This window comes from Clostridioides sp. ZZV15-6383, from assembly GCF_020657735.1.
GTDB lineage: Bacteria > Bacillota > Clostridia > Peptostreptococcales > Peptostreptococcaceae > Clostridioides > Clostridioides difficile_D.
This window is the reverse complement of the sequence record NZ_JAGWCV010000080.1, coordinates 1-11,473: the sequence shown is the minus strand read 5'-3', so window position 1 is coordinate 11,473 and position 11,473 is coordinate 1. Positions and strand designations below refer to the sequence as shown.

The following is an 11,473-nucleotide window of genomic DNA, read 5'->3' as shown; positions in this document are numbered from 1 at the left end:
ATATAAATGCAAGTATAAATATATTAAAAGAAGGATTAAGATTAATAACAATTCAAAATAAATAACTTATGTAAGAACCGTAGGAACTACGGGGATAGCCTGTGGAGAATTAGTAAGACATATTTTAATATGCAAAATTCTGTGAAGCAGGAACCCTGTGACTTTAGTCATGGGAGGTTCAGTCAGAGAGGATTTCTCTTGAATTTTGGATAGAGACGTTTGAAAAATATGGATATACTATGACTAAGGAAATCTATACATCAGTTATGGGAAGAAATCGTAAAGGGATAATAGAAGGTCTTACAAATATATACGATAGCTCTGTACCAATAATAGATTTATATGATGAAAAAACTAAAAATATGATTGAATTTATGGATAGGGAGGGAGCTCCTATTAAATTAGGAGTCAATGAACTAATCTCTTTTTTAAAGGAAAATGGATACAAAATGGCTGTTGCAACGTCAACAAAGAGAGAAAGAGCAGTAAAGAGATTAGCTAAGGCAAATTTAAAAGATTACTTTGATGCTATAGTTTGTGGAGATGATGTTGTAAACTCTAAACCAAATCCTGAGATATTCTTAAAAGCAGCTAAAAAGATAAATATTAATCCAAAAAATTGTATTGTTATAGAGGATTCGCCTATGGGAGTTGAAGCTGCATACAATGGTGGTATAAGGTGTATAAATGTACCAGATTTAAAAGAACCAGATGAGCAAATTAAATCACAATCACATAAAATACTTGAGAATTTATTAGAGGTTAGAGAATACCTAAAAAGTTTGAACTCTAAAGAGTGTCACAATCTATAATATAAAATATTAATCAAATAAATCTAATATAATTTCTTTGATTTAGAATAAATCCATGAATATGAGAAAAAATAAGTATAAACAACTAGGAGGAATATTCATGGATAATGTAGGTTCTCTATTATATTTTTTATTTAATTTTTTCTTATATGGTTTTATAGGTTGGATAATTGAAAATTTATATAGTTATTATAAACAAGGTCATTTTCAAGAAGATGGATTTTTAAATGGACCATTTAAACCAATGTATGCAATTGCAATGTCGATTATAATAGAGGTCTCAAGGTTTATTGACCCAAATAATATATTTGCATTGCTTTTATTATGTCTAGTAGTACCAACTGTAGTAGAGTATATTACAGGAATACTTATGAAAGTATATTTTAATAAGGTCTATTGGGATTATTCAGATTATAAGTACAATAGTAGAGGTATAGTATGTCTAAAGTTTTCTATATATTGGACTATATTGACTTTTATTGGAGTCAGATATTTTCAAGTATATATAGTTGATACTTTATATAGTCTTATAATGCCTTACTGGCCAATTATTGTAACTATATTGTTAGTAGCATTGTTTGTAGATGAAATTTTTACTATAAAGTTTTTGAGAGGAAATAAAGATATAGTAGAAAGATAACTTTAAAAATATAGGTTGAATTTAGATTGCAGTTAAAAGAAAGCTATGTTAAAATGGTGAAATCATTTAAAAGTAGCTTTCTTTTTTATTTGATAAAATTATTTTGAAAAATGGTGATAAGTTGTAAAGTTTTCTATTAAAATTAAAATAAAGCGTAGAAAATGAGGAGTGATTTATGGTGGATAAAATAAGATTTGGTATTATTGGAACAAGCAATATAGCAAATATATTTCTAAGAGCTGCATCTAGGGTTAAAGAATTTGAATTAGTTGCTGTATATTCTAGAAATTTAGAAAAAGCTAGAGAATTTGGAGCTTTACACGGAGCAAGTATTTTTTTCGATGATTTAGAACAAATGGCTAAATCGAACGATATAGATGCTGTATATATAGCTTCTCCAAATGCAATACATTCAAAGCAAGCCATTACTTGCTTAAAACACAAAAAACATGTGCTTTGTGAAAAATCGTTAGCATCTAATTTAAAAGAAGTAAAATTAATGATAAAAACAGCTAGAGAGAATAATGTATTACTTATGGAAGCTATGAGGATTACATGTGTTCCAAACTTTAGAGCAGTTAAAGAAAACTTGTATAAAATAGGAAAAATAAGAAGATTCTTTGGAAGTTATTGTCAATATTCTTCAAGATATGATAAATATAAAAATGGAATTATAGAAAATGCTTTTAAAAAAGAATTGTCAAATGGTGCATTAATGGATATAGGAGTGTATTGTATACATCCTATGGTAAATCTATTTGGAGCTCCAAAGTCAGTAAAGGCAATTTCTCATATACTTCAAACTGGAGTTGATGGAGAAGGTTCAACTATATTTCAATACGATAACATGGATGCAATAATTCAGTATTCTAAAATAGCTGATTCTTATATACCATCTGAAATACAAGGAGAAGAGGGAAGTATAATAATTGAAAAACTTAATCTATTTGAAAAAGCTATTATTAAATATAGAGATGGAAGAGAAGAAGATATATCCATTTCAAAAGAAAAAGCAGAGGAAAAGCCTAGAGAAGTAGAAGGAATGTATTATGAACTTGTAGAGTTTATAAGCCTTATAAATAACAATAAAATAGAGTCGAATATAAATTCTCATGAAAATTCAATAATAGTAATGGAAATTATGGATGAGATAAGAAGGCAAAGTAATATTGTTTATCCAGCTGATAGTATATAATTTATCTTATAAAATATATACTAATGTATAATATATATTTCTAAATAAATTTAATTTTAAATTAAGTTAAAATGTATACATAATTAAGTATTAAAATGTCAAATTATAAGTATTAAAAAGTAATAAAAAGAAAGTTATCTTTTAGCACTTTTTTATCTTTTTTTACAATTTTGTAACAGTATAAAAAAAAGTTTTGACGATTTTATTACAATTTTGTAGTTGAATATATATATCAAAACTAATATGATTAATAATAACATAAAATTGAAAATTTTTAGAGGAGAGAAAATATGAGAAAATTGATATACTTTATTACACCGTTTATAATAGGCGTAGTATTTTTATTTGGACTAGACAAATTTCTTGATTCTAAAACTGATGAACTTTTGAGGGAGAAAAATCTACTTCCAATTATGGATGATACTTTAAGTGATATAAAAGATAAAGGTGTTACAGCAAATAATCATTTTTTAAGAGAAAAAGATATTATGATTTTGGGGTCATCAGAACTTAGTAATTCAACAAAACAACATCCAAAGTACTATTTTAATACGAATAGGAGTAAAAATAAGGTATTTGCAATTGGGACAGCCTATACTCAGACATTACAAGATGCTGCGATATTAGGAAGTATGAATCCTAATATTGATGATAAGAAGGTGGTCTTGTTAATTTCTATGCAATGGTTTATGGAGAAAGATGGAGTCACAAGTCACCATTATCAGTCTAGATTTTCACCAATACAATTTTATCGATTTTTAGATAATCCAAAAATATCTAAACAAAATAAGATTGAATATGCAAAAAAATCAAGTAAGTTATTGTGGAAAAGTGACGAGTATAAAGCAGAAGCATTATATGCTAAGTTATATGAGCCTAAGACATTGTCTGAAAAAGCTGAGAAGGTACTTTTAGAGCCTTATTTTCAAGGACGAAAGTATTGTATAGGTCTAAAAGAAAAGGGTATACTTTATAAACGATTAATTAAGCTAGATAAAAAAAGAAAAGAAAAAAGAAAAAGACCAATAAACTGGTCTTATGAGAGAAAGAAAGCTATTGAAGATGCTAAAAAAAGAGTTGGTAGAAATCCACTAAATATTGATAAATATTATTATAAAAAACATTTTAAAGATGGTTTAGATCAATATAAAGGAAGAGATAAAGATGTAAATCTATTGACTTCTAAGGAATTTGAAAGTTATAAACTTATGTTAAATGTATGTACTGACTTAGGTATTAAGCCAGTTGTTGTATTAATCCCAAGTATGGATAAATTCTATGATTTGACTGGTATATCTGAACAAGAAAGAATTCAATACTATGATAAAGCACAAAACATAGCAGAAAGCAAAGGCTTTAAAGTTCTAAACCTTAGGGATAAAGGGTCAGATAAATATTATTTAAGAGATGTAATGCATCTTGGTACGAAAGGATGGGTAGATGTTTGTGAGAGATTATTTAAAATATTTAAAGAGCAATAAGGATTTGGCAACTAGTATTTGTTTAACTATGGTTATAATATTGGCGATAGGGGTTCTAACATTTACTCCATTTAAAGAATTGCCATTTATTTATAACGGATTTTAAAGGAGTATTCTTATATGAAAATTATTGAAGGAATAAAAAAATATTCAAATACAAATAGAGTAGCACTAATGTGTAATGGAGATAAACTTTCTTATAAAGATTTAAATGAGTATTCAGATGCTATATCAGTATATTTAAAAGATTTATATAAAGAAGAAGATACTCCTATAGTAATTTATGGTAATAAAGAAAATATGATAATGGCATGTATGATAGGAGCTTTAAAATCAGGTAGAGCATATGTACCTCTTGATATTAGTTTTCCACTTGATAGAGTTTTTGAAGTTACTAAAGAGATAAAACCCAAGGTATTATTTAATTTTAGTAATGAAAAAGATTTTGGAGATATAAATGTAATTGATATGGATAAACTGAAGGACATAATAAATGAATATAAGGGAAAAGTATTACATAAAGAAAACTGGGTAAAAGATGATGAAAATGCATATATATTATTTACCTCAGGAAGTACAGGAAAACCAAAAGGAGTTCAAATAAGTTCAAATAATTTGGATAGCTTTTCGGATTGGATAAGCACATATCTAAATATAGATGGAAGTGAAAAAGTAATAATGAATCAAGCAGCATATTCTTTTGACCTTTCAGTTACAACAATATATCCTGGTCTTATTCATGGAGCTACATTATTTTCAATATCAAAAGATGTACTAGCAGATTATAAAGAATTATTTAGACAATTTAGTATGTCAGATATAGCTGTATGGGTGTCAACTCCTTCTTTTGCAGGTGTATGTGTAACAGAAAAAGAGTTCAATAGTGAAATGCTTCCTAAGCTTGAGTCAATGATATTCATAGGAGAAGCACTTTCAAAAAATCTTACTAAAGAACTTATGAGTAGATTTCCAAATACAAGAATTATCAATGGATATGGACCAACTGAAGCTACTGTTGGTGTAAGTGTAAACGATATGACTCAGGAAGCTATAGATGATAAAAAGAGTCTTCCAGTTGGGTATCCTATGTCAAATTGTAAAATAAAAATACTTGATGAAGATGGAAACGAACTTAAGGAAAATGAAAAAGGTGAGATTATAATAATTGGACCATCAGTTTCTAAAGGGTACTTTAATAATAAAGAAAAGACTGATGAAGTATTTTTCTACGATGAAATAGATGGTGTAAAGTGGAGAGCTTATAAAACTGGAGATATGGGATATCTTTTAGATGGAAATATATACTACTGTGGAAGGAAAGATTTTCAGATTAAATTAAATGGATTTAGAATTGAAATAGAAGATATAGAAAATAACTTGAGAAAAGTACATAATGTAAAAAATGCAGTAGTTTTACCAATATATAAGGACGAAAAAATTGCTTATTTAAAAGGTATTGTTGAGTTAAATGAAAAGAATGATTTAAGTAATATTAAAAATGGGATGATAATAAAAAAGGAACTGGGAAAATATATACCTTCATATATGATTCCAAGAAATATTTCAATAATCTCTGAGTTTCCAACAAATATCAATGGCAAAATAGACAGAAAGAAACTTATGGAGGAAATTTAATGATTTTTTCACAGTACGGAGATTATTTTTATCTTTATATATTATTATTAACATCAATACCAGCAGTGATTTTAGGTCTAATGGGCAAGAATATAAAGTATTATGGCATGTTGGCAAGTTTATTTATGATATTCTTAATAGTAGGAATAGATGTTCAACTAAAATACTTGGTGATATTTATTATTCTTGAAGTAATAATAGTTAAAGGATATGAATATGTAAGAAGAAAAACTAAAAATAAATATATATATTGGGGCTTTTTGTTTGCATCAATGCTTCCAATAATAATCAATAAAATATCTCCAGTTACTTCTTTTGGGATGATTGGATTTATTGGAATATCATACTTAAATTTCAGAGCTATACAGATGGTTATTGAAATTTATGATGGTTCTATAAAAGAGGTTAAGATTTCAAGGATGCTTTACTTTATGTTATTTTTTCCAACATTAAGTTCTGGTCCTATTGATAGATCAAGAAGATTTGAACAAGATTTGGAAAAACAAATCTCTAGAAAAGAGTATCTAGAAGAGTACTTACTGGCAGGAATAAAAAATATTGTCATGGGAGTAGGTTATAAGTTTGTTATAGCATTTTTGATAAATACATATTGGGTATCAATAACACCTAAAGATATGAGTTTTATAAATATTTTAAGTTATATGTATGCATATAGCTTGTACCTGTTCTTTGATTTTGCAGGATATAGCTTATTTGCTATAGGTACAGGATATATATTTGGAATAAAAGTACCTATAAATTTTGACAAGCCATTTATCAGTAAAGATATGAAGGAATTCTGGACAAGATGGCATATAAGTCTTTCAAGATGGTTTGGAGATTATATTTTTTCTAGATTTGTTATGTCATCAATGAGAAAGAAAAGATTTAAGAAAAGAACTACTGCTGCTCATGTAGCTCAGATGATAACCATGATAACAATGGGATTTTGGCATGGACTAACTTGGTATTACGTTGCTTATGGAGTATATCAAGGATTGGCACTTGTTTTAACTGATATATATCAGAGAAAATCTAAATTTTATAAAAAACATAAAAAAGAAAAATGGTTCGAGAGAGTTCAAATTTTCATTACATTCCATGTTGTATGTTTTGGATTACTGATATTCTCAGGTTATTTAGCTTAATTTTAAGGAGGCAAATTTATGCAAGAAACAGTTATAGAAATATTTGAAGATGTATTAGGTACTGATGAGATAAGAGAAGATTTAGACCTTAACTTATTTGAGACAGAGCTTTTAGACTCATTAGCTATAATTGAAGTTTTACTTGAAATTGAAAATAGACTAGGAATAGAGCTTCAACCAACTGATTTAGAGAGAAAAGATATGTCTAGTGTAAATAATTTAGTAAAATTCTTGGAAACAAGAAAATAAATTATTAATTAGGTTTTAAATATTAATTTTTAAAATAAAGTTTGACAAAGTCCATCTGATATTAATATTTGATGGACTTTTTTATATTAGATAATATTTTAATGTTATTTTAAATTGAATTCTAATTAAGTAAAAAGATTTAATATAAATATGATTTAATAAATAAAGGTATTATTGTAATATTATAGGAGCAAAATATATTATTATATTTAGGAGGAAGATTAATGTCTTTAAATTCGATAGATAGAAAAAAAGAAATACTGAAATTATTGGATTCAAAAGGTAAGGTAAATACTAAAGAGTTAGTAAAAAGACTAGAAGTATCATCAGAAACAATAAGAAGATATTTGGAAGAATTAGAAAATGAAAATAAATTAAAAAAGGTATATGGTGGTGCTATAAAAATAAATTATGGTGTGATTGAACCAGAACATATAAAGAGAAATAGTACTAATTTAGATAAAAAGCAAAGTATTGCTAAATATGCAGCTAAGTTTGTGAATGACAATGAGTCAATCGTCATAGATGAAGGTACTACCAATTTGCAAATTGTAGATTACATAGTATCTATAAAGAATTTAAAGATTATTACAAATTCTTATCCAGTTCTATCAAAATTGATTTCTTATGAAAATCAAGACTTATTTGATGGAGAAGTTATATTTATTGGTGGAAAAGTAAATTTAAAACATCAAAGGACAGCATGTCCAATGTCAATAGATACCATGAAAAATTTATATGTAGATAAGGCTTTTATATCTAGTGAAGGTATACTTGATAGCTTTGGAATTAGTAGTATAGACCAAAATAAAGCGTTGTTATCAGAAGCATATATAAAAAATTCAAAAGAAAGCTTTGTATTGTGTGATAGTTCTAAAATAGGAATTGTTAGTATGTATAAGATAGTAGACTTAGAAGAATTGGATTTTGTCATTTGTGATGTAGAGCTCCCAATTGAATGGAAAGATAAGTTAAATGAGATAAATACAACATGGATAGAAGCAAAATAAACACTATAATTTTATATAGTACAACTGGGCTTAATACAACCAAGTTCATAGAATATAGTCAGTTCATAGATTAATATTAGAAAGTAAATTTTAGATTGTAATTTAGAGTTTTGTGGAAATTTGATATAAAATAAAAAAACAACTAGAAACAATTAAAAACAACTAAAAACAGAAATTTAATATATATTTAACCTAAATATGATGTATAATTAACATATGAAAGTTATACTTTAGAAGTAAAAACAATTAAAAACACAAAAATTCTAAAAAGAATCTATGGAGGCTATGAAGATGAAAAAGATATATGGAGAAAAAATAAAGGCAGTAGTATTTGATTGGGCTGGAACAACGGTAGATTATGGATGCTTTGCACCTCTTAATGTATTTATAGAGATATTTAAAAGAAGAGGTATAGATGTAACAATGGAAGAAGCAAGGAAACCTATGGGAAAATTAAAGATAGACCATATAAGAGAAATGTGTGAAATAGATAGAATAAAAAATCTTTGGTCAGAGAAGTTTGGAAAAATACCAACTGAAGAAGATGTAAATGAGCTTTATGCTGAATTTGAGCCAATGCTATTTGAAACATTAGAAGAGTATACAACTCCAATTCCTCATGTTGTTGAAACTATTGAAAAATTAAGAAAAAATGGATTAAAAATAGGTTCTACAACAGGTTATACAAGAGAGATGATGAACATAGTTGAACCAAATGCAGCAAAGAAAGGATACTCACCAGATTTTCTTGTAACACCATCAGAGGTATCTCAAGGAAGACCATATCCTTGGATGTGTTATAAAAATGCTGAAGCTCTAGGGATATCTCCTATGAGTTCTATGGTAAAAGTAGGAGACACAATAAGTGATGTAAAAGAAGGTATAAATGCAGGAATGTGGAGTGTTGCTGTGATAAAGGGTTCAAGTGAATTAGGTCTTACACAAGAAGAAGTAGAGAACATGGATGAGGAAACCTTAAAAACTAAGATGAGTGAAGTTTCAAAGAAATTTAAAGAAGCAGGAGCACATTTTGTAATAGAAACTATGGCTGAACTAGAAGATGTCTTAGTAAAAATAGAGAATGAAACTATTAAATCAGACTTTGTACCAGAAAATGATTACATATTACTTACACCAGGACCATTATCTACTACTAAATCGGTAAGAGCATCTATGTTAAAAGATTGGTGTACTTGGGATGTGGAATATAATGACTTAGTACAAGATGTTAGAAGAAGACTAGTGTCTCTAGGAACAAAGAATACAGATAAGTATACAAGTGTATTAATGCAAGGAAGTGGGACTTTCTCAGTTGAAGCTACAATAGGAAGTACTATTCCAGAGGATGGTAAACTTCTTGTAATTGCAAACGGAGCATATGGAAAGAGAATGAAAGATATATGTAATTATCTTAATATAGAATTTGTTGATTGTACATTTAAAGATATAGAAGCAGTTGATTTAAATGTAGTAGAAAATTTATTAAAAGAAAACAAAGATATAACACATATGTCAATGGTTCACTGTGAAACTACTACAGGTAGATTGAATCCTATACAAGAGATAGGTAAACTTGCAAAAGAATATAATAAAATTTATATTGTTGATGCTATGAGTAGTTTTGGAGGAATCGAGATTGATGTTGAAGATTTTAATATAGACTTTTTAGTTAGTAGTTCTAACAAATGTATACAAGGAGTACCTGGATTTGGTTTTATAATAGCTAATAAAGAAGAATTATCTAAATGTAAAGGCATAGCTAAATCATTATCTCTTGATGTGTATGCACAATGGGAAACTATGGAGAAAAATAATGGTAAATGGAGATTTACTTCACCAACACATGTTGTAAGAGCTTTTTATCAAGCTTTATTGGAGTTAGAAGAAGAAGGCTCTGTTAAAAAAAGATATGCTAGATACAAAGAAAATCAGTTTACAATATCTTCAAGATTAAAATCTTTAGGGTTTGATACATTGGTGAATGATGATGCTCAATCACCTGTAATAACAACTTTCTTATATCCTAAAAATGCAAAGTTTGAATTTATGGAATTCTATACTTATTTAAAAGAGAATGGATTTGTTATCTATCCAGGCAAATTGACTGATATAGATACATTTAGAATAGGTAGCATAGGCGAAGTTTATTCTACTGATATGGAGAGATTAGCTGATGTAATAGAAAAATTTATCAATATGTAGAAGAATATAGTGGTTTGTAGATTACTATAGAATTTAAAGATTTATATTTTAAAAGTTTATATAACAAATATATATAAAGATTGAGTAATAGGGATATGCTTTACTTAAACTACAATCTAAGAAAGTTAGATTTATAGTTTAGATAAAGTATTTTTCCTATTATTTTTTTTGTTTATTTATAGAAACCAAATTATGGTTGTTTTGTTAAGTATTATTATCATACTTGACAACGTAACAATGTTTTGTTATATTGAGTTTAAGGATAAAATACGTTAAAGAAAGGATATCATTATGAATGAAGAATTAAGTTCACTAAGATTTGATGGAGTTGGAAAATGATAAAGGTTAGGAATTATGGTTCTTGCATATGTTATTTAAAAATAAATATAAAAACCTTCCGAAATAATTATTTTAAATAATTACATTTGTTAATATTATAGTGGATGATGAAAAATGGAAGTGACTCATGGTATAGAATATGTATATTTAGTACAATACCATATAGTATGGTGTGTAAAATATAGACATTCAGTGTTAACAAATGAAATTGAAGAAGATTTAATTAATATATTAAATAAAATAGCTGAAGATAATAAATTTCAAATATTAGAATGTAAGTGTGATAAGGATCACATACATTTCCTAATAAATTGTTCACCACAACACTATATACCAAATATGATAAAAGTATTAAAAGGTGTATCAGCAAGGTTGTTAATGTTGTCAATGAAAAAACAGAGAGAATAGTTGAAAAAGAAATTATGTGAAGAGCATCTTGGGAATCCTAGTTATTTCGTTGCTACTGTATCAGAAAATACAGAGGAGCTGATAAGAAAATATATTAATAATCAGAAAAACAAGTAAAGTGAGGTGATAGTAGTGGAAAAGGCATATAAATTTAGAATGTATCCAAATAAAAAACAGCAAGAGTTAAATTATCTACTAAATTAATAAAAGAGAATGATATTATTTGTATAGAAGATTTACAAGTAAAGAATATGATTAGAAATCGTAAACTATCTCGCTTAATTTCTGATGTGTCATGGTCAGAGTTTATTCGTCAATTAGAATACAAGGCTAATTGGTATGGTAGACAAATTG

Annotated in this window: 10 protein-coding genes and 2 pseudogenes; all 12 read left to right on the top strand. The window is 27.2% G+C overall.

Annotated elements, in window-relative coordinates:
• Positions 1-191: 191 nt before the first annotated feature.
• Positions 192-812, top strand: coding sequence for an HAD family hydrolase (locus tag KGF42_RS17730; RefSeq protein ID WP_227822615.1), 621 nt, complete (start codon positions 192-194; stop codon positions 810-812).
• 100 nt (positions 813-912) lie between these two features.
• Entirely contained in the window at positions 913-1,452 is a 540-nt protein-coding gene (locus KGF42_RS17725; protein WP_054274829.1) for a putative ABC transporter permease, read from the top strand.
• Between the two features lie 175 nt (positions 1,453-1,627).
• Positions 1,628-2,647: a Gfo/Idh/MocA family protein gene (locus KGF42_RS17720; RefSeq protein WP_227826800.1), complete on the top strand. Its 1,020-nt coding sequence runs from the start codon at positions 1,628-1,630 to the stop codon at positions 2,645-2,647.
• A 290-nt stretch (positions 2,648-2,937) separates the two neighbouring features.
• Complete coding sequence (gene dltD, locus KGF42_RS17715) at positions 2,938-4,128, top strand: D-alanyl-lipoteichoic acid biosynthesis protein DltD (protein ID WP_227822592.1); 1,191 nt, start codon at positions 2,938-2,940, stop codon at positions 4,126-4,128.
• 120 nt (positions 4,129-4,248) lie between these two features.
• Positions 4,249-5,763, top strand: coding sequence for a D-alanine--poly(phosphoribitol) ligase (locus KGF42_RS17710; RefSeq protein ID WP_227822593.1), 1,515 nt, complete (start codon positions 4,249-4,251; stop codon positions 5,761-5,763).
• A complete protein-coding gene (gene dltB, locus KGF42_RS17705) occupies positions 5,763-6,911 on the top strand; it encodes a D-alanyl-lipoteichoic acid biosynthesis protein DltB (protein ID WP_227822594.1) in 1,149 nt (382 codons plus the stop codon). The genes KGF42_RS17710 and dltB overlap by 1 nt, the downstream gene beginning before the upstream one ends.
• 18 nt (positions 6,912-6,929) lie before the next feature.
• The gene (gene dltC, locus KGF42_RS17700; RefSeq protein ID WP_054274824.1) at positions 6,930-7,160 is read left to right on the top strand and encodes a D-alanine--poly(phosphoribitol) ligase subunit 2; all 231 of its coding nucleotides are present in this window, start codon (positions 6,930-6,932) and stop codon (positions 7,158-7,160) included.
• A gap of 224 nt (positions 7,161-7,384) precedes the next feature.
• On the top strand, positions 7,385-8,170 hold the full coding sequence (locus tag KGF42_RS17695; RefSeq protein ID WP_227822595.1) for a DeoR/GlpR family DNA-binding transcription regulator: 786 nt from the start codon (positions 7,385-7,387) through the stop codon (positions 8,168-8,170).
• Positions 8,171-8,461: 291 nt separating this feature from the next.
• Positions 8,462-10,372, top strand: a complete 1,911-nt coding sequence (gene phnW, locus KGF42_RS20255; RefSeq protein ID WP_227822596.1) for a 2-aminoethylphosphonate--pyruvate transaminase — start codon at positions 8,462-8,464, stop codon at positions 10,370-10,372.
• A gap of 453 nt (positions 10,373-10,825) precedes the next feature.
• A pseudogene (gene tnpA / locus KGF42_RS17685) lies at positions 10,826-11,236 on the top strand (IS200/IS605 family transposase).
• Between the two features lie 39 nt (positions 11,237-11,275).
• The gene (locus tag KGF42_RS20595; protein WP_413927043.1) at positions 11,276-11,323 is read left to right on the top strand and encodes a hypothetical protein; all 48 of its coding nucleotides are present in this window, start codon (positions 11,276-11,278) and stop codon (positions 11,321-11,323) included.
• Positions 11,305-11,473 (top strand): annotated as a pseudogene (locus KGF42_RS17675) (IS200/IS605 family accessory protein TnpB-related protein); the annotation flags it as partial. The gene KGF42_RS20595 and the pseudogene KGF42_RS17675, both read left to right, overlap by 19 nt.

Bases quoted from the DNA above. Each gene is read 5' to 3' on its own strand.
- dltB (WP_227822594.1), top strand. From the start codon at position 5,763: ATGATTTTTTCACAGTACGGAGATTATTTTTATCTTTATATATTATTA.
- KGF42_RS17695 (WP_227822595.1), top strand. From the start codon at position 7,385: ATGTCTTTAAATTCGATAGATAGAAAAAAAGAAATACTGAAATTATTG.
- KGF42_RS17720 (WP_227826800.1), top strand. From the start codon at position 1,628: ATGGTGGATAAAATAAGATTTGGTATTATTGGAACAAGCAATATAGCA.
- KGF42_RS17710 (WP_227822593.1), top strand. From the start codon at position 4,249: ATGAAAATTATTGAAGGAATAAAAAAATATTCAAATACAAATAGAGTA.
- dltC (WP_054274824.1), top strand. From the start codon at position 6,930: ATGCAAGAAACAGTTATAGAAATATTTGAAGATGTATTAGGTACTGAT.
- KGF42_RS17725 (WP_054274829.1), top strand. From the start codon at position 913: ATGGATAATGTAGGTTCTCTATTATATTTTTTATTTAATTTTTTCTTA.
- phnW (WP_227822596.1), top strand. From the start codon at position 8,462: ATGAAAAAGATATATGGAGAAAAAATAAAGGCAGTAGTATTTGATTGG.
- dltD (WP_227822592.1), top strand. From the start codon at position 2,938: ATGAGAAAATTGATATACTTTATTACACCGTTTATAATAGGCGTAGTA.